Source organism: Cupriavidus sp. KK10, assembly GCF_018223725.1.
Classification (GTDB): Bacteria; Pseudomonadota; Gammaproteobacteria; order Burkholderiales; family Burkholderiaceae; genus Cupriavidus; species Cupriavidus necator.
In genome coordinates this window covers 570234-591583 of the sequence record NZ_CP073677.1, presented here as the reverse complement: position 1 = coordinate 591583, position 21350 = coordinate 570234, and the positions used below count along the sequence as shown (strand labels likewise).

Sequence of the window (21350 nt, the reverse complement as noted above, 5' to 3'; positions counted from 1 at the left end):
CAGGTGTGCGCCAGCCGGTTCAGCCCAGCAGCCCGGTCGCCACGGACACGGTGGCCGCGGCGATCATGACCGCGATTGCGACCAGGTAAGGTTTGCGAGAAAGAAGTGCCATGATGCCAAGTCCCCATCAATATCAGTTACCGACAAACGGCTACTGCGGTGCCAGCCAGCAGCCGCCGTGCCCGCCATGCCGGCACGGACTGTCAACCGCAACGCTCTGAAACGGGTTGCTTACTCATACTGTATACAAAAACACTATCGGCTAGCAGCGGCCAAACCTGAAATCCGCCTCAGTATTTTCCCGATGCGTTGCGTAGGGCCGACATTGGCAAGCGTCCTCAGCCATCGGTGCGCGCCCTAGCCGGCCCCGCCAAACGGGGCGCCTTGCCAAAAAGCCGATAGAATTCAGGGTTTGGCAAAATCCGCATGCGCCGGCTCCGGCACGCGCTGCGGGGCCTGCATGCCGGGCGGCGCTACCGCGCCCGGGTGCCTCTACCTAGTCTTCATATGCTGACCTTCCAACAAATGATTCTGACCCTGCAGGCCTATTGGGACCGGCAGGGCTGCGCGCTGTTGCAACCCATCGATCTGGAGGTCGGCGCCGGCACATCCCACGTACACACCTTCCTGCGCGCGCTCGGCCCCGAGCCGTGGCGCGCCGCCTACGTGCAGCCGTCGCGCCGCCCCAAGGACGGCCGCTATGGCGAGAACCCCAACCGCCTGCAGCACTACTACCAGTACCAGGTGGTGCTCAAGCCCGCGCCCGAGAACATTCTGGAGCTGTACCTGGGCTCGCTCGAGGCGCTCGGCCTGGACCTCAAGCAGAACGACATCCGCTTCGTCGAGGACGACTGGGAGAACCCCACGCTGGGCGCCTGGGGCCTGGGCTGGGAAGTCTGGCTCAACGGCATGGAAGTGACGCAGTTCACCTACTTCCAGCAGGTGGGCGGGATCGACTGCAAGCCCATCACCGGCGAGATCACCTACGGCATCGAACGCCTGGCGATGTACCTGCAGAAGGTCGAGAACGTCTTTGACCTGATCTGGACCGAGTGGGTCGAGAACGGCGAGACGCGCCGCCTGACCTATGGCGACGTGTACCACCAGAATGAAGTCGAGCAGTCGACCTACAACTTCGAGCACAGCAACACCGAGATCCTGTTCCGCCATTTCGCCGAGCACGAAGGCGAGGCCAAGCGGCTGATGGGCAATGGCGACGGCGCCGAGGAAGGCCAGGCCGCCGGCACGCGCCTGGCGCTGCCCGCCTACGAGCAGGTGCTCAAGGCCGCCCACACTTTCAACCTGTTGGACGCGCGCGGCGCGATCTCGGTGACCGAGCGCGCGGCGTATATCGGCCGCATCCGCAACCTGTCGCGCCAGGTGGCACAGGCTTACTACGACTCGCGCGAGGCCCTCGGCTTCCCAATGTGCAGCAACGGCGGAGCCCGGGCATGACGCAACTGGCGCGCAGCGCGTTGTGCTGCGCCATGGCGACCGCCGCGCTCGCCGCCGCCGGCAATGCCATCGGCGCGCGCGCACAGGCGGCACCCAGCGCGCAGGCGCTGATGCTGCCGGCGGAGCTGAGCAATGTGTGCGAGGCCGACCCGCAGGCGCTGCAGCTGGCCATGGCGCGCCAATGGCGCCCGTCGCTGAACGCGCTCGACCAGTGGACGCAGCTGGTGCGCTCGTTCTCGTGCGACCTGTCCGGCCAGCGCGACCTGGGATGGCACCGCGTGCCGCTGCGCGCCTATGAAAGCGCGATCCGCTATCCGCTGACGTGGGTGGAGATGGAGACCCACAACGGCCGCACCCGCCGCACGGTCAAGACCTACCACTCGGCGGCGCAACTGCCGCCGAAGATCGATTTCTGGGTGGGCGGGCGCATCGACGAGATCCGCTACGACAAGCGCCTGCGCCGCATCGACGCGCGCTTCCCGGCTGCAGGCAGCCGCGGTGGCAGCAACGGCGCGGCCAGCGCCGCAGCGGCCGCGCAATGCGCCTACACCACGCTGCAATTCCGACAACAGAACGGCCTGTGGCTGCTGTCCGGAGTAGAACCTAATCTTTCGCCGCGCTGCTGATAAGCGGCGCGCGCTACAACTTGCTGGATACGATTCATGTCGCAACCCATGACCGACTCGCTGCTGATCGAACTGTTCACCGAAGAACTGCCACCCAAGGCGCTGGGGCGCCTGGGCGACGCCTTCGCGCAGGGCCTGTTCGCCGGCCTGGGCGAGCGCGACCTGCTTGAACCGGGCGCCACCGTGACGCCGTTCGCCACCCCGCGCCGCCTGGCCGCGCTGGTGTCGGGCGTGCGCCGCAGCGCGCCGGACCGCGAGCAGCGCGAGAAGGTCCTGCCGCTGTCGGTGGCGCTGGACGCCAACGGCGAGCCCACCGCGCCGCTGGCCAAGAAGCTGGCCGCGCTGGCCAAGTCGGTCGGCGTCGCCGAGATCGACTGGCAGTCGCTGGAGCGCGCCTCCGACGGCAAGGCCGAGGCCTTCTTCTACCGCTATACCGCACGCGGCGCCGAACTGGCTGCCGCGGTGCAGGCAGCGCTGGAAGACACCATTGCGAAGCTGCCGATCCCCAAGGTCATGAGCTACCAGCGCCCGGACGGCAGCACGGTGCATTTCGTGCGCCCGGCGCACAGCCTGATCGCGCTGTTCGGCGCCGAGATTCTGCCGGTGACGCTGCTGGGGCTGCAGGCCAGCAACCTGACCCAGGGCCACCGCTTCCTGTCCCACGGCAGGATCGAGATCGCGCATGCCAACGACTATGCGCAGCAGTTGGAGTCCGCCGGCCACGTGGTGGCCAGCTATGCCGAGCGCCGCGAGCGCATGCGCGCCGCGCTGCTCAAGGAAGCCGGCGCCGACCAGGTGATCATGCCCGAGTCGCTGCTCGATGAAGTCAACTCGCTGGTGGAATGGCCGGTGGTTTATGCCTGCCATTTCGAGGAAGCCTTCCTGGCGGTGCCGCAGGAATGCCTGATCCTGACCATGCAGACCAACCAGAAGTACTTTGCGCTGACCGATGCCGACGGCCACCTGCGCAACCGCTTCCTGATCGTGTCGAACCTGGCCACCGAGACGCCGCAGTCGATCATCACCGGCAACGAGCGCGTGGTGCGCCCGCGCCTGGCCGATGCCAAGTTCTTCTTCGACCAGGACCGCAAGAAGACGCTGGCATCGCGCGTGCCGCAACTGGCCAGCGTGGTCTACCACAACAAGATCGGCACCCAGCTGGACCGCGTGCAGCGCCTGCAGCAGATCGCCGGCCATATCGCCGATGCGCTCAACGACAGCGGCGTGCCCACCGACAAGGCCGCCGCGATGCGCGGCGCTGAACTGGCCAAGGCCGACCTGCTGACCGACATGGTCGGCGAGTTCCCCGAGCTGCAGGGCACCATGGGCACGTACTACGCCCGTCACGATGACGAAGCCGAAGACGTGGCACTGGCCTGCTCCGAACACTACCGTCCGCGCTTTGCCGGCGATGCGCTGCCCGCAGGCGCGGTCAGCACCGCCGTGGCGCTGGCCGACAAGCTCGAGACCCTGGTCGGGATCTGGGGCATCGGCCTGCAGCCCACCGGCGAGAAGGACCCGTTCGCGCTGCGCCGCCATGCGCTTGGCATCCTGCGCATGCTGATCGAAAAGCCGCTGGCGCTGTCGCTGTCGTCGCTGCTGGCGCTGACGCAGCACGCCTTTGCCGGCATCGCTGCAGTCAAGCCGGCACCCGAGGCAATCGCCGACTTCCTGTACGACCGCGTGCGCGGCTACCTGAAGGACAAGGGCTACACCACCAACGAAGTCGAGGCCGTGGTCAGCCTGCGCCCGGACCAGCTGCATGACATCCTGGGCCGCATGGAGGCAGTGCGCACCTTTGCCGCGCTGCCCGAGGCCGAGGCCCTGGCCGCCGCCAACAAGCGCATCACCAACATCCTGCGCAAGAACACCGAGCCGGTCGGCGCGGTCGATCCGGCGCTGTTCCAGGAAGAGGCAGAAGGCGCGCTGCACGCCGCCATCGAGCGCGTGCGCCCGGCCGTGGAAGCAGCCTTCGCCAGCGGCGATTTCACCGCCGCGCTGCGCGACCTGGCCCAGCTACGCGATGCCGTCGACCGCTTCTTCAATGATGTGATGGTGATGGCCGAGGACGCGCAGCTGCGCGCCAACCGCCTGGCGCTGCTGGCTTCGCTGCATGCGATGGCCAACCGCGTGGCCGACATCTCCAAGCTGGCCGCCTGATCTCAGCCACCGGAGCCGCACATGCCACAGACGCCGCCCAAGTTTGTCATCCTGGACCGCGACGGGGTGGTCAACCTCGACAGCGACCAGTTCATCAAGACGCCCGATGAATGGGTGCCGATCGACGGCAGCCTGGAGGCCATCGCCGCGCTGAACCAGGCCGGCTACCGCGTGATCCTCGCCAGCAACCAGTCCGGCATCGGCCGCGGGCTGTTCGAGATGAGCGCGCTCAACGCCATGCACGAGAAGATGCACACGTTGCTCGCGCGCCTGGGCGGGCGCGTCGACGCGGTGTTCTTCTGCCCGCATACCGCCGCAGACGGTTGCGACTGCCGCAAGCCCAAGCCGGGCATGCTGGAGCAGATCAGCGAGCGCTTCGGCATCGAGCTCCGCGGCGTGCCCATCGTTGGCGATTCGTTGCGCGACCTGGAAGCCGGCGTGGCGGTTGGCTGCGCGCCGCACCTGGTGCGCAGCGGCAAAGGCCAGAAGACCTTCGACCAGGGTGGCCTGCCGCCGGGCACGCAGGTACACGACGACCTGCGCGCGTTTGCACGCTGGCTGACCGGCAACGGCGGCGCACAGCGCCCGCCCGCTCATAGCGCCGGCTGACCGCCCGCATCCATTCCCTATTCGCACCCCCGCGCGCCCCCCGCATGACGTTTCTTCGTTCCCTGTTGTTTGCGCTGTACCTGCTGGTGCTGACGCCACCCTACGCCTGCGCCTGCTTCCTGGTGTTCCCGTTCATGAATGCCGACCAGCGCTTCCGCTTCGTGCGCGGCTGGCCCCTGCTGGTGATCTGGGCCGCGCGCGGCATCTGCGGCATCCAGTACCGCATCGAAGGCCATGAGCATATGGACGTGATGCTCGACAAGCCGGTGGTGCTGCTGTCCAAGCACCAGTCGGCCTGGGAAACCGTGGCCTACGTGGCGCTGATGCCCAAGCCGCTGTGCTTCGTGTTCAAGCGCGAGCTGCTGCTGGTGCCGTTCTTCGGCTGGGCGCTGGGCATGCTGAAGATGGTCCATATCAACCGCAAGGAAGGCACCCGCGCCTTTGCCTCGGCCGCGCGCCAGGGCCGCGAGCGGCTGGCCGAAGGCGCCTGGATCATCATGTTCCCGGAAGGCACGCGCACGCCTTCGGGCCTGGAGAAGGCGCGCTACAAGAGCGGCGGCGCGCGCCTGGCGGTGGAAACCGGCGCCTGGGTGCTGCCGATGGCGGTCAACTCGGGCCGGGTGTGGCCGCGCAATTCGTTCCTGAAGCACCCGGGCATGGTGACGATCTCGGTCGGCCCGGCAATCGCCTCGGCCAACAAGACCGCGGACCAGCTCAACCAGGAGGTGGCGGAATGGATCGAGCGCGACATGCGCCGCATCGATCCGCAGAGCTACCGGAGCGCGGCTCCGGGCGGGCCCGCCGCATGAAGCTGCTGCGACCTGACGCCGACGGCGCGCAGCTGGAGCTGCCGCTGGCGGAGTCCGCCCAGGCGCCGCAGCCAGCCCCGCTTGCGCAGGAGCCCCCGCAGCAGCCCGCATGGCCGGTGCCGCAACCCAATGCTCGCCTGCTGCGCATCGGCGAACGGCCGCTGCATTACACGCTCAAGCGCTCGGCGCGCCGCACCATCGGCTTCACCATCGACGACCGCGGCCTGTCGATCACGGCGCCGCGCTGGGTCACGCTGGCGGACATCGAGTTGGCCATCCTGGAAAAACAGCGCTGGATCTTCAACAAGCTGGGCGAGTGGCGCCACCGCGAGTCGCGCCGCATCCTGCCCACGGTGCAATGGCGCGACGGCGCCAGCCTGCCCTTCCTGGGGCAGCCGCTGACGCTGTCGCTGGAGTCGCCGCTCGGCGCGCTGCTGTTCGATGCCGACCGCCGCGTGCTGCACCTGGCGCTGCCGGGCCATGCCGACGAGCAGCAGATCAAGGACCGTGTGCAGGGCTGGCTGCAGCAGCAGGCGCGCCGGCTGCTGGCCGAGCGGCTCGATATCTACGCCGACAAGCTGGGCGTGCGCCACACCGGCTTTGCGCTGACCTCGGCCGCCACGCGCTGGGGCAGCTGCACCGCCGACGGCAAGATCCGGCTGAACTGGCGCCTGATGCATTTCCCGCTGTCGATGATCGACTATGTCGCCGCGCACGAGCTGGCGCACCTGAAGGAAATGAACCACGGCCCGCGCTTCTGGCAGACCGTGGAATCGATCTTCCCCGAGTTCCGCGATGCGCGCGCGCAACTGCGGGCACACCCGCCCGAGCTGTTGCCGACCTTCTGAGCGGGCGGAAGCGGGCCGGTAGGTTTCGGCCAAACGCACTAAAATGGCGCCTTCCTATACCTAAAACAGTTGAAGGCCCTCAAATGCGACTCCTCCACACCATGCTGCGCGTCGGCGACATGCAGCGCTCCATCGATTTCTACACGCGCGTGCTCGGCATGCAGCTGCTGCGCCAGAGCGACAACCCTGAATACAAGTACCGCCTCGCCTTTGTCGGCTACGGCCCCGAGAGCGAGACCGCGGTGCTGGAGCTGACCTACAACTACGGCGTCGACCAATATGACCTGGGCACGGCCTACGGCCATATCGCGCTGGAAACCGACGATGCCGCGGCCGCGTGCGAGCGCATCCGCACCGCCGGGGGCAAGGTTGTGCGCGAAGCCGGCCCGGTCAAGGGCGGCACCACCGTGATCGCCTTTGTCGAAGACCCGGACGGCTACAAGATCGAGCTGATCGAGCGCCATTCCACCCGCGACGCCAGCCGTCCCTGACGCACGCTCGCCATGAGCACGCAAAGCCTGGCCCGGCAGCCGCTCGACGGCTTCGCCGTGGGCCTGATGGTGGTGCTGTGCGCCGCCTGGGGCCTGCAGCAGGTGGTGATCAAGGTCACCGCGCCGCTGATGGGCGCGGTGCTGCAGGCGGGCGTGCGCTCGGCAGTGGCGGCGTTGCTGGTGTTCGGCTTTGCCGCCTGGCGCGGCACGCCGCTGTGGCGGCGCGACGGCACGCTGAACGCCGGCTTGCTGGCCGGGCTGCTGTTCGGCGCGGAGTTCTTCTGCATCTTCGTCGGGCTGGGCCACACCACCGCCTCGCGCATGGCGGTGTTCCTGTACACCGCGCCGATCTTCACCGCGCTGGGACTGCATTTCGTGGTGCTGGGCGAGCGGTTGCAAACCGGGCAATGGCTGGGCGTGGCACTCGCGTTCGCGGGCATGGCGCTGGCCTTTGCCGATGGCATTGCCGCGCCGTCGGCGCAGGGCAGCACGCTGCTGGGCGATGCGCTTGGCATCCTCGCCGGCGCACTGTGGGCCGCCACCACCGTGGTGGTGCGCGCCAGCCCGCTGGCCAGCGCCCCGGCCAGCAAGACCCTGCTGTACCAGTTGGGGGTATCCGCGGTGATGCTGCTGGCGATGGCGGTGGCCGCCGGCCAGACCGCAACCGTGCAGATCGACGGGGTGGTGCTGGCGAGCCTGTTCTACCAGTCAGTGCTGATCGCGTTTGCCAGCTACCTGACCTGGTTCTGGCTGCTGCGGCGCTACCTGGCGTCGCGGCTGTCGGTGTTTTCCTTCCTGACGCCGCTGTTCGGGGTCGCCTTCGGCGTGGTGCTGATGCACGACGCGGTGGGCCCGCGCTTTGCCGTGGCGGCACTCCTGGTGCTGGCCGGCATCGTGCTGGTCAATCGCCGCGCCTGAGCGGCGCGGCTAGCGTAATACGGCGGCGACCGGAGCCGCCGCTGCCTGACGCTCAGCGGCGTGCCTCGAACGAGAACATGCCGAGCGCGTCGCGCACTTCGTCCAGCGTCTGCTGGGTCAGTGCGCGCGCCTTCGCGGTGCCCTGGCGCAGGATGTCGAACACATAGTCCGGATCCTTGGCCAGTTCTTCACGGCGCGCGCGGATCGGGGCCAGCATGTCCTGCAGGACGCCCTCGACGCGGCGCTTGAGCACCATGTCGCCCAGGCCGCCCTTCTGGTAGTGCTCCTTCAGCGCCTTGACTTCCTCGGTGTTGGGGTCGAACGCATCCAGGTAGGTGAACACCACGTTGCCCTCGACCTGGCCCGGGTCCGACACGCGCAGGTGATTGGGGTCGGTGTACATGCTGTGCACGGCGGCCTTGATCTGCTCGGGCGAGGCCCCCAGCGCGATCGCGTTGCCCAGCGACTTGCTCATCTTGGCCTTGCCGTCCACGCCAGGCAGGCGGCCGAACTCGGGGATCAGGGCCTTGCATTCGGGCAGCACTTCGCGGCCGACCTGGTGGTTGATGCGGCGCACGATCTCGTTGGTCTGCTCGATCAGCGGCGCCTGGTCTTCGCCCACCGGCACCACATGGGCCTTGAAGGCGGTGATGTCCGCGGCCTGCGATGCCGGGTAGCACAGGAAGCCCGCCGGGATGTCGCGGCCAAAGCCACGCGCCTGGATCTCTTCCTTGATGGTCGGGTTGCGCTCAAGCCGCGCCACCGTGACAAAGTTCAGGTACATCAGCGTCAGCTCGGCCAGCGCCGGCAGGTGCGACTGCACGGTGATGGTGGTCTTGGCCGGGTCGATGCCCACTGCCAGATAGTCCAGCGCCACTTCCAGCACGTTGCGGCGCACCTTGTCGGGATCGTGCGCGTTGTCGGTCATGGCCTGGGTGTCGGCCAGCAGCACGTATTGCTCATGCGAGTCCTGCAGCACCACGCGGCTCTTCAGCGAGCCGACATAGTGGCCAAGGTGCAGCGGGCCGGTGGGACGGTCGCCGGTCAGGATCACGGGACGCCGGTTGGTTTGGGTCTGGGCTGTCATGGGACGGTCTTGCACGAAATAGTCGCGGGAAATTCGGGATTCGGGAATCGGGTTGCGCGGACCTCAGGCGGCCTGTCCGGCCTGGCCGGATGGCGTACCACCCAGGCGCCGGGCCAGTTCGACATACTCGCCAACGGGCACTTCCTCGGCGCGGCGGCCAAGGTCGAAGCCCATCGCATCGAAGTCGACCTGGTCGCGCAGGAACGAGAGCGTGTTGCGCAGCACCTTGCGCCGCTGCGAGAACGCCGCGGTGACCACGTCGCCCAGCACGGTGATGTCGCAATCGGCATGCGGCGAACGCAGCCGGCCATCGAGGTGGCGCGGCCAGGGGATCATACGCACCACGGCGGAATCGACCTTGGGCGGCGGGTTGAAGCTGCCCGGCGGCACGTCGAGCACATGCTCCATGTAGTAGCGGACCTGCAGCATGATCGACAGCCGGCCGAAGGCCTTGCTGCCGGGCTCGGCCACCATGCGCTCCACCACTTCCTTCTGCAGCATGAAGTGCTGGTCGCGCACCTGGTCGGCGAAGTCCATCAGGTGGAACAGCAGCGGGCTGGAAATGTTGTACGGCAGGTTGCCGACGATGCGCAGCGGCCGCCCCGGCACCTCCAGCTTGCCGAAGTCGAAGTCCAGCGCGTCGCCGGCGTGGACCTGCAGACGCTCGCCGTAGCGGCGGCGCAGGCGCTCGACCAGGTCGCGGTCGAGTTCCACCACCTGCATCTGCGGGATCCGTTCGAGCAGCGGGGTGGTCAGCGCGCCCAGGCCGGGACCGATCTCGACCAGCACGTCGTCGGCCTGCGGGCTGATGGCATTGACGATGCCGTGGATGATGGTGTCGTCGACCAGGAAGTTCTGCCCGAATCGTTTGCGGGCCACATGGCCCTGGTGCACGTTTGAACGCATGGGTTATTCGTCCAGCTTCAGCATGGCGGCTGCGGGCCGGAATGGGTGTGGCCAGGATGGCTGCCCGTGGCACCGTTGCTGCCAGGGCGCCGGCCATTGGCGTGGCCGGCCATGATGACCGCACTGCGGATGGCCTCGATCATGCTGCCGTGTTCGGCCTGGCCGGTGCCGGCAAGGTCGAGCGCGGTGCCATGGTCCACCGAGGTGCGGATAAAGGGCAGCCCCAGCGTGATATTCACGCCGTGGCCGAAGGTGCCGTATTTCAGTGGCGCCAGCCCCTGGTCATGGTACATCGCCAGCACGCAGTCGGCATCGCGCAGGTGGCGCGGCTGGAACAGCGTGTCGGCCGGAAAGGGCCCGCGCGCGTCGATGCCGGCATCTTTTGCCTGCGCCAGCGCGGGCATGATGATGTCGATCTCTTCGCGGCCCATATGGCCGCTTTCGCCGGCGTGCGGGTTCAGGCCCGTGACCAGGATGCGCGGCCGCGAGATGCCGAAGTAGCGGCGCAGGTCGGCATCGATGATCGACAGCGTCTGCACCAGCAGCGGCACGGACAGCGCATCGGGCACCGCGCGCAGCGGCAGGTGGGTGGTGGCCAGCGCCACGCGCAGCATGGCCCCGTCGTGCGCGGGCTGCGGGCCGGCCAGCATCATCACCACGCGCGGCACGCGGGCGCTGTCGGCCAGGTATTCGGTATGGCCGGTGAAAGGCACGCCGGCGTCGTTGATGGTGCTCTTCTGCACCGGCGCCGTGATCATTGCGGCATACCGGGGCGCGGCCCTGCCGCGCGCGCGGCAGCCGCGGATGGCGGCATCGAGCAGCTTCAGCACATAGGGGCCGTTGCGCGCATCGAGCCGCCCGGCCTCGCACGCGACCGCCAGCGGGATGTCCTCGACGACCACGTCGCCGTCGGCAATGCGTCGCTCCCAGGCGTGCGTGGCGCCCAGCGCCGCGGCGCGATCGGCCAGCAGGCGGGCATCGCCCAGCACATGAAAGCGGTATTGCCCGCCACCGACGCCATTGTTGGCGCCCGCCAGCTGCAGCAACGCCCCGATGGTGATATCGGGACCGATGCCGGCGGGTTCTCCGGTCGAGATGGCTAGGGCTAGCGGGTCGGGCATGTCAGGTCAGCGGATCGGGGCCGGCGCTTCAGCGCTGCCGGTTGATCCGGTACTCCACATACGCCTGCGAACGCAGCTGGCGCACCCAGTCATCATAGGCTGCTCGCAGCTTCTGTTCGCGGACTTCGGCACGGGCGAAGTCGCGCTGCTTCTCGGGCGACATCTCGGTCTCGCGCCGGTTGAGCACCTGGATCAGGTGCACGCCGAACTGCGTGACCACCGGCTCCGAGATCTCGTTCGGGCGCAGGCGGCTCATGGCCTGCTCGAACTCGGGCACTAGCTCGCCCGGCGACACCCAGCCGAGGTCGCCGCCGTTCTGCGCCGAGCCGTCCTGCGAGAAGCGCTTGGCCGCGTCCGCAAAATCGCCGCCGTGGGTGATGCGGTCGCGCAGCGTGCCGAGCTGGCGGCGCGCCTCGGCCTCGGGCATGTTGGGGCCGGTGCGGATCAGGATGTGGCGCACCTGGGTCTGGGTGATCTTCGAGGCGGCGGCCGGACTCGATGCCGGCGCCGCGCGCTTGGCCACCAGCTTGACCACATGGAAGCCCGCAGCACTTTCCACCACCTGCGGCGCCACTGCGCCAGCCTGCAGGTCGACCACGGCGTTGGCGAACTGTACCGGCAGGCGGCCGATCTCGCGGAAGCCCATGGCACCGCCCTGGGCCGCCTCGGCGCCCTCGGAATTGGCCTGCGCCAGCTGCGCGAAGTCGGCGCCGCCCTGGGCCTGCTTGAGCAGCCCTTCGGCCTTGGCGCGCTGCGCCTGCTTCTGTGCGTCCGAGGCATTCTCGGGCACGCGCACGAGGATCTGCGCCACGTTGTATTCGGTCGGGCCGCGGGCGGCGCCCTGGCCGCCGCGGGCCGCCAGGTAGTTGTCGATCTCGCCGTCGTAGACCTGCACCTTGGAGTCGACCTCGCGCTCGCGCAGGCGGATCACCTGCACCTGCTTGCGCAGCTCCTCGCGGTACTTGGTCCAGGTCATGCCGCTGGCCTCGACGCGGCGACGCAGCTCGGTCGCGTTCAGCCGGTTCTGCTGCGCCACCGATTCAATGGCGCGGTCGATTTCCTGGTCGGTCACGCGGATGCCGGCATCCTGTGCGGCCTGGGTCTGCACGCGCTCCATGACCAGGCGCTCGAGCACCTCGCCCAACAGGTCGGCGCGCGCGGGCACCGGGCGGCCGGCGGTACGCAGCTGGCCTTCGATTTCGTCGGCACGGTCGAGCAGCTCACGCCGCGTGATCACGCTGTTGTTGACGACCGCGACCACTTCGTCGACCAGTTGCGAACGCTTCTGGCCCCCGGCCGGCGGCACGCCCAGCTTGGGCTGGCTCGAAGGCGCCGCGACGTCAGACGCCTGCGGCACGAAGATGCCGCTGGAGCGCGGCGCCGTCCCGGGCGCCTTGAGCTGCGCGGCAGCCGGCACCGCCATGGCGGCCAGCACGGCCGGCAGCAGCAAGCGGTGCCAGGACGTCAGGAGAAAGGAAAACACGGCGAATTCTTGACGTTTCATCGTAATCCGTCATTCATAGTGATCGAACTGGGTCGTCGGCACCGGCTTGGCCGATACGGGCTCATAGCCCGGTACATTCAGGCGCAGGATGTTCAACGGGTTGGAACCGATCTTGGAAAGGCCACGGAACTCCACCTGCAGGAAGACCCGCCCGGTGTAGCCATTCGTGGTGTTGCGGAAGCGCTGGTAGACCACGCGGCCAACCCAGCAGTCGGCGGCGTACTCGACACCGGCCAGCGCGTCGACCATCTGGCTCGCGGTCAGGTCGAAGGCAAAGCGTGCGATGCCATAGGCACGGCGCGTGATCGGCCACTGGCTCGACACCTCGAACTGGTCGATCGCGGTGTTGTCGGTCACCGAGGTCGGGCGGCGGTAGCGATAGCCTGCGTTAATCACCTTGCGCGACTCGGGCCGGTAAGAGAGCGCCACGTTGCCGTAGTTGATCCGGTCGCTGTCCGGGTTGTACTGCACGCCAGCGTCCAGGTAATAGCCGCGGAACATCTGGATGGTGGTGGCCGCCAGCAGGTCCGAGAAACCCGCCTTGGGATCCGCCAGCGTGCTGTTGATCTGCACGCGCTGGCCGGTGAAGTCGTAGCGCTGCGCGATGGTGCCGCGGAAGCGCTCGATGCCGGTGTCGGCTTCGATCAGGCGCGTGGTCAGGCCGCCGGTCAGCTTGTTGTTGTCGGCAATGCGGTCGTAGCCGGTGAACGGGTTCTCGCTGAAGATCTGCCCGTAGCCGAAGTCGGACTGCACCGTGTCGAACAGCGGGAACTGGCTCTGGTCGCGGAACGGGGTGTACACGTAGAACAGGCGCGGCTCCAGCGTCTGCACATAGTTCACGCCGAACAGGCGACTGACCGTCGGTGCCTCGCGCTCGAACGTCATGCCCGAATCCAGGCTCATGGTCGGCAGCACGCGCGAGAAGTTATTCTGCGCCGTAGGCGTGTTGGAAGCCGCCTCCATCTGGTACTGCGCCGCGTTGAAGGTGACCTTCGGCGTCACGTACCAGCCCGCCCGCACGATCGGGTAGCTGATGCTCGGCTGGATATACATGCGCTCGCCCTGTGGCTGCTGGAGGCCGGTGGACGTCAGCGGAATGCGGAAGCGCGTGTAGTCCGCTTCCACCTGCACGTCGAAGCCACCCAGGTCATAGCGGATGTACTTGCCGTTGAGCTGCGGCACGCGCTCGTACGACGGCTCGCTGGGGCGCAGCGTCTGGAACTTCTGCACCCGCGCCAGCACCGTGAAATCCTGCCAGTTGTAGGTAACGCCGCCTTCCTGCGTGTACTGGCGTTGCGCGGACTGCGCAACGCTGCGGTTGAAGTCGTCCGGGTATTGGTCGTCCGATACCCGGTTCACGTTCAGGTAGGCATTGAGACCCTTGGCCAGGTTCTGGTTATGCTGGACCGAGTAGGCCCAGCGGTTTGAATTGGTCTTCTTGTCGTCCGGCAGAAACTCGGCGCGCAGGCGCCCGTTGTAGCCCTGGCCAAGGTAACGGTACTCACCGCCGAGCTGCAGGCCGCGCTCCGTCATCAGACGCGGATAGATGGTCAGGTCGCGGTTCGGCGCAATGTTGACGTAGTACGGCGTGGTCAGGTCGAAGCCCGAACGCGAGCTGTAGCCCATCAGCGGCGCCAGGAACCCGCTGCGGCGCTCGTCGTTCAGCGGAAAGCTGAAAGCCGGCGCCGCCGCGATCGGCACGCCGAAGAAGTTCAGCACGCCGCCGTAGGCCACGCCCACCTGGCGGTCGTTGTCCAGGTCGATCCGGTTCGCGCTGAAGTACCAGTCGGCGTTGTCGGGCGAACAGGTGGTGTACGACGCGTGCCTGGCGGTGCTGCGGTCCTTGTCCAGGAAGTCGATGCGCTCGGCCTTGCCCGTGCCGCCGGTCTGCTGGAAATAATAGTCCGGCGACAGCATGTAACCTTCGTTGGCCTCGACTTTCATCCGCGCCTCGGGGCCGACCGCCAGCGTGCCGCTGCGCGACATCCGTACATTGCCCTGCGCGAAGGCTTCGTCGGTGTCCTGGTCGTAGGTCAGCTTGTCGCCCTTGATCGCACCGCCGTCACGGCGCAGCTCGGCATGGCCTTCCAGCTCGACGCCACGCTCGCTGTAGCCGGTCATGCGGTCGGCCTCGATAAAGGTCGGGCCGCCGGGGCCGGCGTCTGACTGTTTGCCGGGTTCGGCAAGCCGCGGCACCAGTTCGCCGGACTCCACCGGAAGCGGCGGCGCTTTCGGCGCGGCTTCGAACACCGGCTCGACCTGGTCGAGATCGGGGATCGCCGAACCGGACATCTGGGCGTGTGCGCCGGCCGACAGGCTGGCCATGGCCAGCACCAGCGGCCGCAGCGCGCCCGCGTGCAGGCCGCCGGCGCGCCTGGCTCGGGCAGGAACGCTGGTTGGGGCAGGCGAAGGCAAGGCCCTGTTGTTCGGTGATCGTTGTTGTTCGGTCATTCGCACGGGTTGTCAGTCTCGGCGTCGGCTGCGGCCCGCCTGCAAGCCGCCAGCCCCTGCCGGAGCAGGCTGCGGGGCACCGAATGGCCCCTCCCGGGGGCCACCCGGCGCCCGGGTCTGGTCGGGTATTATACGGGGCAACCTAGGGTCCCCTTCCCGCTTACTTTCGGTTTCATTTCCACTCTGCGCCCGTTCCCCACACGTATCTGTATGGCAGCTCTCTCCCACGACCCGCGCCTGGACCAGCTCAAGGCCTGGGTATCCGGACTCGGCCCGGCATGGTCTGCCGATCCCGATTCCTGCGCCCCCGCCTCGGCCGACGCCAGCTTCCGGCGCTATTTCCGCGTCAGCACCGGCCATCCGGCGCATCCCACCGCCATCGTGATGGACGCCCCGCCGGCGCATGAGGACTGCCGCCCGTTCATCCATGTGTGCGGGCTGTTCGGCGCGGCCGGCGTGACCGTGCCGACCGTGCTGGCGCAGGACCTGGAGCAGGGCTTCCTGCTGCTGGCCGACCTCGGCAACCAGACCTACCTGTCGCGGCTCGATGATTCCACCGCCCACGGCATGTACGCCGACGCGGCCGCCGCGCTGATCCGCATCCAGGCCGCCACCCGCCCCGGCGAGCTGCCGGCCTACGACCGCGCGCTGCTGCAGCGCGAGCTCGACCTGTTCCCGCAGTGGTATGTGGCCAAGCACCTGGGAGCCAGCCTGACCGACGCCCAGCAGGCTGACCTGCGCGAAGTGACTGAAACGCTACTCGTCAATAATCTTGCGCAGCCGCAGGTCTACGTGCACCGCGATTTCCACTCGCGCAACCTGATGGTGCTCGACGGCGGCGCCAACCCGGGCGTGCTCGACTTCCAGGACGCGGTGATCGGCCCGATCACCTACGACGCGGTCTCGCTGTGGCGCGACGCCTATATCGAATGGGACGAGGAGCAGCAGCTGGACTGGCTGATCCGCTACTGGGAGCGCGCGCGCAAGGCCGGGCTGCCGGTCAATGCCGACTTTGGCGAGTTCTATCGCGATTTTGAGTGGATGGGCCTGCAGCGCCACCTTAAGGTGCTGGGCATCTTCGCCCGCCTGTACCACCGCGACGGCAAGGACGGCTACCTGGCCAACCTGCCGCTGGTGATGAAGTACACCCGCCAAGTGGCCGGCCGCTACACCGAACTGCGCAAGCTGATCCGGCTGCTGGACGCGCTCGAAGGCGTGGCCAGCCCCGCCGGCTACACGTTCTGACGCCGTGCCCGACAACGAGCCGGTTCTGCCCGACCACCACGCGCCCGCCATCACCGCCGCCGGCGAATGGCTGGCCGGCGCGCGCGCGCTCGCGCCGATGCTGCTGGGCGTGGTGCCGTTCGGCCTGATCTATGGCGTGCTGGCCGTCGGCGCCGGCATGCCGGCGTGGCTGGCCTGCGCGATGAGCGTGGTCGTGTTCGGCGGCGCCTCGCAGATGATCCTGACCCAGTTGTGGACCGCCGGCACCCCGGCAGTGGTGATCACGCTGACGGTGGCCATGGTCAACCTGCGCCACGCGCTGTATTCCGCCACCATCGCGCCCACGCTCGCGCACCTGCCGCGGCGCTGGAAGGCGCTGATCGCCTACCTGCTGACCGACGAAGCCTTTGCCGCGATGACGCACCGGCTTGGCGACAGCGGCCCGCGCGCCCGCTACCGCCACTGGTACTACTTCGGCGGCGGCTTCGCCCTGTGGGCCAGCTGGCAGCTGTCGACGCTGGCCGGCGTGCTGGTCGGCGCCCAGGTGCCGCGCGACTGGCCGCTCGATTTCTTCCTGCCGCTGACCTTCATCGGCATCATCGTGCCGGGCCTGAAGCACCGCTCGCACGTGGCCGCGGCGCTGGCCGCCAGCGTGCTGGCGGTGGCCTGCTACAGCCTGCCGCACAAGCTCGGTCTGATGGTGGCGGCGCTCGGCGGCATTGCCGTGGGCATGCTGGTGCTGGGCCGCGGCAACCGACCCGGGCCACGCCCGGCCAGCCGTGGCGCCGATGCCACGTCAGGCGGACCGGCCGGCAAGGGGGCCGCATGAGTGCGATGACCCTGCTGTGGGTCTTCCTTGCCGCGGGCCTGGCGACCTTCCTGATCCGCCTGTCGTTCATCGCCGTGGAAGGCCGCGTGCGGCTGCCGTCGTGGTTCCGCACCGCGCTGCAGTTCGTGCCGGCAGCGATGCTGTCGGCGCTGATCGCCCCTGACCTGCTGATGCAGCATGGCGAGCTTGCCCTCACCCCCGCCAACGCGCGGCTGGTGGCCGGCGTGGTGGCCATCCTGATCGCCGCTCGAACCCGCAGCGTGGGCTGGACCATCGCCGGTGGCATGGCCGCGCTGCTTGCCCTGGAGGCTCTGTTCTGATGAAGGCCATGATCTTCGCCGCCGGCCGCGGCGACCGCATGCGTCCGTTGACCGATACCTGCCCCAAGCCGCTGCTGGCGGTGGGCGGCAAGCCACTGATCGTCTGGAAGATCGAGGCGCTGGCGCGTGCCGGCCTGCGCGACATTGTCATCAACCATGCCTGGCTGGGCGCACAGATCGAAGCCGCGCTGGGAGACGGCAGCCGTTTCGGCGTGCGGCTGGCCTATTCTGCCGAGGGCACTGCGCTGGAAACCGCCGGCGGCATAGCACAGGCCCTGCCGCTGCTGTCCGCGCACCCGGAGCGCGGCGAGATCTTCCTGGCCGTGTCGGGCGACATTTTCTGCGACTACGACTTCCGCAGGCTGTTGCCTCGCGCGCACGACATGGCCGGCGCGCACGCCCCGCGCATGCACCTGGTGATGGTGCCCAACCCGGATTTTCACCCGAATGGCGACTTCACCTTGGAACCGAACGGCCTGCTGACGCTCGACGGGACACTGGCCAACGGTGGCGAACGGCTGACATTCGGCAATATCGGCCTGTACGACACGCGCCTCTTCACCGCCATCGAACCTGGCACCAAAATGCCGATGACACCCTACTACTGGGAGGCCATCGAGGCTGGCGCTGCTACCGGCGAACGCTTCGACGGACGCTGGGAGAACGTGGGCACGCCGGCGCAGCTGGCCGAGCTGGATGCGGCGCTTGCGGCAGCAGCGCCTGTGGCGGCGCACGGGCGCTAAGTCGACTGACTGGGCAGGCTGCCCGGAAGATCCCGCGGCCAGCAAGGCGCCAGCGGCGGTAGAATCGCCCTGATCCTCCTCATCCCAGGCCCTACCATGTCCTCACCCGACAACGCCCTCCTCGCCGCCTGCCGCGACCGCCGCGCCCGTGTGCTGCAGCACCTGCGCGCCGGTGGCGGCGGCGTGGCGATCCTGCCCACGGCGCCGGAAGCCATGCGCAACCGCGACAGCGACTACCCGTACCGGCACGACAGCTATTTCTATTATCTGAGCGGCTTTACCGAGCCTGATGCCGTGCTGGTGCTGGTGGCCGGCGCGCCGGGCGACCCCGCCGATGCCGACCGCAGCATCCTGTTCTGCCGCCCCAAGCATGAAGAGCGCGAAATCTGGGACGGTTTCCGTTTCGGCCCGGAAGGCGCGCGCGCCGCCTTTGGCTTTGACGAAGCGCATTCGGTCGAAGAGATCGATGCCGCGCTGCCGCCGCTGCTGGCCAACCGCGCGCAGATTGCCTACCCGCTGGCCGACTCGACCCGCACCGACGTGCAGATGCGACGCTGGCTGGACGCCGTGCGCATGCAGGGCCGCGCCGGGGTGGCCGCGCCGTCGGTTGCGCTCGACATCCGCACCGTGCTCGATGAAATGCGCCTGTTCAAGGATGGGGGCGAACTGGCCACCATGCGCCGCGCGGCGCAGATCTCCGCCGGGGCCCATGTGCGCGCCATGCAGGCCACCCGCGCCGGGCTGCGCGAATACCACCTGGAAGCAGAACTGCTCTATGAATTCCGCCGCCATGGCGCGCAGAGCGTGGCCTATAACTCGATCGTCGCGGCCGGCCCCAACGCCTGCGTGCTGCACTACCGCGCCGGCCCCGCCGAACTGCGGGACGGCGACCTTTGCCTGATCGATGCCGGATGCGAGTTCGACGGCTACGCCTCGGACATCACCCGCACCTTCCCGGTCTCGGGCCGCTTCTCGCCGGCGCAGCGAGAGCTGTACGACCTGGTGGTGGCCGCGCAGGACGCCGCCATTGCCGAGACCCGCGCCGGCGTGCCCTACAACGTGCCGCATGACGCCGCCGTGCGCGTGCTGGCGCAGGGCATGCTCGATACCGGCCTGCTCGACCGCAACAAGGAAGGCACGCTCGACGACGTGCTGGCCAGCGGCAGCTACCGCCGCTTCTACATGCACCGCACCGGCCACTGGCTTGGCATGGATGTCCATGACGTGGGCGAATACCGCGTGGCCAGCCACGGCGGCGAGGGCGAGCGCCCGTGGCGGCCGCTGCAGCCGGGCATGGTGCTGACCATCGAGCCCGGCATCTATGTGCGCCCGGCCGAGGACGTGCCCGAGCGCTACTGGCATATCGGCATCCGCATCGAGGACGACGCCGTGGTCACCGACGGCGACTGCGAGCTGATCACGCGCGGCGTGCCGGTGCTGGCCGACGAGATCGAGGCGCTGATGCGCGATAACGCAAATGCTGCCGGAGGTCTGCGATGATCGGCTGGCTGCGCAGGATCTTTCCGGGCCAGGCCCGCAGCGGCAGCAATGCTGGCAGCACCCGCCAGCCCGATCCGTCCGAACCCTTCATCATCAACCTGTACGACGACCGCGTGGTGGTGCACCGCCCCGACGGCCAGCGCGAGGAAGTCGCCTGGGACGCGCTCGAGCGCGTGGTGGTGCGGGTGTCCGACCGCGCGCCCTGGGCCGGCACGGCCTGGCTGATCCTGATCGGCACGCCCGATTCGGGCCAGGGCTGCGTGGCGCCGCTCAATGCCGCCAACCATGTAGCACTGCTGGAGCAGCTGCGCGCACTGCCGGGTTTCAACCACCAGAAGCTCGAGAACGCGCTGCGCGACGCCGCGGCGGGCAAGTCGCGCTCGGATGCGATCTGCTGGAAGCGCGATACGGCAGCACAAGCGGAGGCGGATGCGGGTCATGCAGGAGGCAGCGACGATGCCGGCCGCGCAGCCTGATTTCCACGGCCTTCGCGACATCGCCATCGTCGGCGGCGGCCCGGTCGGGCTGGCGCTGGCCTGCCAGCTGCTGCGCACGACCGGCTGGCGCCTGACGCTGGTCGATGCCGCCACCCCGGCGCGCGCCGCGCGCGATCCGCGCGCGATCGCGCTGTCGCATGGCAGCCGCCAGCTGCTGGAGCAGATCGGCGCCTGGCCGGTGCCCGGCAGCCCGATCGAGCACATCCATGTCTCGCAGCGCGGCCGCTTCGGCCATGTCCGGCTGCACCATGACGACTACGGCGTGCCGGCGCTCGGCTACGTGGTGCGCTACGGCGACTTGTGCGAGGCACTCGAGCGCGCGCTCGCCCATGCCGCGCAGGCGGCGGGCGAAGGCCGGCTGCAGCGCGTGTTCGAGACCCGCATCGACCAGATCGCACAGGATCCCGCGCCGCGCGCCGCGGACGACCCCGATGCCGGCACCGTGCAGCTGGCCGGCACCGGCCACGACGGCGAGGTGGCGCACCTGGCCGCACGCCTGGTGGTGCAGGCCGAGGGCGGGCTGTTCCACCAGCAGGCCGCCCACCAGGGCCGCGGCGCGCGCACGCGCGACTACCGCCAGACAGCGGTGATCGCCCATGTGACCTGCTCGCGCCCGCAGCCGGGCTGGGCCTGGGAGCGCTTTACCGAGGAAGGCCCGCTGGCGCTGCTGCCGCACGAGGAGCACGGCGTTTCGGGCTATGCGCTGGTGTGGTGCTGCCCGCCGGACCAGGCCGCGCGGCGCATCGCGTTGCCGGAAGCCGAGTTCGCGGCGGAACTGGGCCGGGCCTTTGGCGACCGCATGGGCCATTTCACGCTGGCCGGCAAGCGCCATGCCTTCCCGCTCGGCCTGAATGCCGCACCGGTGACCGTCAACGGCCGCGTGGCGGCGGTCGGCAATGCCGCGCAAACGCTGCACCCGGTGGCCGGCCAGGGGCTCAACCTGGGCCTGCGCGACGCCTTCGCGCTGGCCGATTCGCTGCGCAGCGCCTGCACGCCGCAGGCGCTGCAAGCCTTCGCCAGCCGCCACCGGTTCGACCGCGCCGTCACCATCGGCGTGACCGACCTGCTGCCGCGCGTGTTCGGCATCGCCTACCCGCTGGCCGCGCACGCGCGGGGCGCGTCGCTGGCCGCGCTGGCCTGCCTGCCGCCGCTGCGGCATGCGCTGGCGCGCCACATGATGTTTGGAATGCGCCACTGACCTCAGGCAGTGGCGCAAGCGGCACGCGCGTGGCGGCGTTTGCGCCACGGCCCC

The 21350-nt window shown here is 68.8% G+C and carries 20 protein-coding genes; 15 read left to right on the top strand and 5 right to left on the bottom strand.

The features are described 5' to 3' along the window. The first annotated feature begins 507 nt into the window (after positions 1 to 507). The 8 genes from glyQ to KB879_RS02960 all read left to right on the top strand — a co-directional run bounded on the left by glyQ (position 508) and on the right by KB879_RS02960 (position 7916). Positions 508 to 1455 carry a glycine--tRNA ligase subunit alpha gene (gene glyQ / locus KB879_RS02995; protein WP_035824587.1) on the top strand — a complete coding sequence of 316 codons (948 nt, stop codon included), beginning with the start codon at positions 508 to 510 and terminating at the stop codon, positions 1453 to 1455. Further along, on the top strand, positions 1452 to 2081 hold the full coding sequence (locus KB879_RS02990; RefSeq protein WP_013955601.1) for a hypothetical protein: 630 nt from the start codon (positions 1452 to 1454) through the stop codon (positions 2079 to 2081). Before glyQ ends, KB879_RS02990 begins: the two co-directional genes overlap by 4 nt. Positions 2082 to 2117: 36 nt before the next feature. Next, positions 2118 to 4241: a glycine--tRNA ligase subunit beta gene (gene glyS, locus KB879_RS02985; protein ID WP_035824590.1), complete on the top strand. Its 2124-nt coding sequence runs from the start codon at positions 2118 to 2120 to the stop codon at positions 4239 to 4241. Positions 4242 to 4262: 21 nt separating this feature from the next. Next, complete coding sequence (gene gmhB / locus KB879_RS02980) at positions 4263 to 4850, top strand: D-glycero-beta-D-manno-heptose 1,7-bisphosphate 7-phosphatase (RefSeq protein ID WP_013955599.1); 588 nt, start codon at positions 4263 to 4265, stop codon at positions 4848 to 4850. 44 nt (positions 4851 to 4894) lie between these two features. Then, on the top strand, positions 4895 to 5659 hold the full coding sequence (locus KB879_RS02975; RefSeq protein WP_011614553.1) for a 1-acyl-sn-glycerol-3-phosphate acyltransferase: 765 nt from the start codon (positions 4895 to 4897) through the stop codon (positions 5657 to 5659). Beyond that, positions 5656 to 6507 (top strand): M48 family metallopeptidase, encoded by an 852-nt coding sequence (locus KB879_RS02970; RefSeq protein ID WP_013955598.1) that lies wholly within the window; start codon positions 5656 to 5658, stop codon positions 6505 to 6507. The genes KB879_RS02975 and KB879_RS02970 overlap by 4 nt, the downstream gene beginning before the upstream one ends. A gap of 83 nt (positions 6508 to 6590) precedes the next feature. Continuing rightward, a complete protein-coding gene (gene gloA, locus KB879_RS02965; protein ID WP_013955597.1) occupies positions 6591 to 6998 on the top strand; it encodes a lactoylglutathione lyase in 408 nt (135 codons plus the stop codon). A 12-nt stretch (positions 6999 to 7010) separates the two neighbouring features. Further along, complete coding sequence (locus KB879_RS02960) at positions 7011 to 7916, top strand: DMT family transporter (protein WP_035824599.1); 906 nt, start codon at positions 7011 to 7013, stop codon at positions 7914 to 7916. 52 nt (positions 7917 to 7968) lie between these two features. Here KB879_RS02960 and trpS read toward each other — a convergent pair whose 3' ends face one another. From trpS to lptD, 5 genes are all read right to left on the bottom strand, one after another. Continuing rightward, positions 7969 to 9003 carry a tryptophan--tRNA ligase gene (trpS, locus tag KB879_RS02955; RefSeq protein ID WP_013955595.1) on the bottom strand — a complete coding sequence of 345 codons (1035 nt, stop codon included), beginning with the start codon at positions 9001 to 9003 and terminating at the stop codon, positions 7969 to 7971. A 63-nt stretch (positions 9004 to 9066) separates the two neighbouring features. After that, the gene (gene rsmA / locus KB879_RS02950) at positions 9067 to 9909 is read right to left on the bottom strand and encodes a 16S rRNA (adenine(1518)-N(6)/adenine(1519)-N(6))-dimethyltransferase RsmA (RefSeq protein ID WP_035824601.1); all 843 of its coding nucleotides are present in this window, start codon (positions 9907 to 9909) and stop codon (positions 9067 to 9069) included. Positions 9910 to 9926: 17 nt separating this feature from the next. Beyond that, positions 9927 to 11030, bottom strand: a complete 1104-nt coding sequence (pdxA, locus tag KB879_RS02945) for a 4-hydroxythreonine-4-phosphate dehydrogenase PdxA (protein WP_013955593.1) — start codon at positions 11028 to 11030, stop codon at positions 9927 to 9929. A 28-nt stretch (positions 11031 to 11058) separates the two neighbouring features. Beyond that, positions 11059 to 12534 (bottom strand): peptidylprolyl isomerase, encoded by a 1476-nt coding sequence (locus tag KB879_RS02940; protein ID WP_211980724.1) that lies wholly within the window; start codon positions 12532 to 12534, stop codon positions 11059 to 11061. A gap of 9 nt (positions 12535 to 12543) precedes the next feature. Next, complete coding sequence (gene lptD / locus KB879_RS02935; protein ID WP_211980723.1) at positions 12544 to 14985, bottom strand: LPS-assembly protein LptD; 2442 nt, start codon at positions 14983 to 14985, stop codon at positions 12544 to 12546. A gap of 210 nt (positions 14986 to 15195) precedes the next feature. On the opposite strand from lptD, the gene KB879_RS02930 reads away from it, so the two are divergent. The 7 genes from KB879_RS02930 to KB879_RS02900 all read left to right on the top strand — a co-directional run bounded on the left by KB879_RS02930 (position 15196) and on the right by KB879_RS02900 (position 21296). Further along, positions 15196 to 16230, top strand: coding sequence for an aminoglycoside phosphotransferase family protein (locus tag KB879_RS02930; protein WP_211980722.1), 1035 nt, complete (start codon positions 15196 to 15198; stop codon positions 16228 to 16230). A 4-nt stretch (positions 16231 to 16234) separates the two neighbouring features. After that, positions 16235 to 17038, top strand: a complete 804-nt coding sequence (locus KB879_RS02925; RefSeq protein ID WP_211980721.1) for an AzlC family ABC transporter permease — start codon at positions 16235 to 16237, stop codon at positions 17036 to 17038. Next, positions 17035 to 17358: an AzlD domain-containing protein gene (locus KB879_RS02920; protein WP_010813881.1), complete on the top strand. Its 324-nt coding sequence runs from the start codon at positions 17035 to 17037 to the stop codon at positions 17356 to 17358. Before KB879_RS02925 ends, KB879_RS02920 begins: the two co-directional genes overlap by 4 nt. Continuing rightward, positions 17358 to 18101 (top strand): N-acetylmuramate alpha-1-phosphate uridylyltransferase MurU, encoded by a 744-nt coding sequence (gene murU, locus KB879_RS02915; RefSeq protein ID WP_211980720.1) that lies wholly within the window; start codon positions 17358 to 17360, stop codon positions 18099 to 18101. Before KB879_RS02920 ends, murU begins: the two co-directional genes overlap by 1 nt. 96 nt (positions 18102 to 18197) lie before the next feature. After that, on the top strand, positions 18198 to 19601 hold the full coding sequence (locus tag KB879_RS02910; protein WP_211980719.1) for an aminopeptidase P N-terminal domain-containing protein: 1404 nt from the start codon (positions 18198 to 18200) through the stop codon (positions 19599 to 19601). After that, positions 19598 to 20077, top strand: coding sequence for a hypothetical protein (locus KB879_RS02905; protein WP_211980718.1), 480 nt, complete (start codon positions 19598 to 19600; stop codon positions 20075 to 20077). The genes KB879_RS02910 and KB879_RS02905 overlap by 4 nt, the downstream gene beginning before the upstream one ends. After that, on the top strand, positions 20058 to 21296 hold the full coding sequence (locus KB879_RS02900) for a UbiH/UbiF/VisC/COQ6 family ubiquinone biosynthesis hydroxylase (protein WP_013955585.1): 1239 nt from the start codon (positions 20058 to 20060) through the stop codon (positions 21294 to 21296). Before KB879_RS02905 ends, KB879_RS02900 begins: the two co-directional genes overlap by 20 nt. The last annotated feature ends 54 nt before the right edge of the window (positions 21297 to 21350 follow it).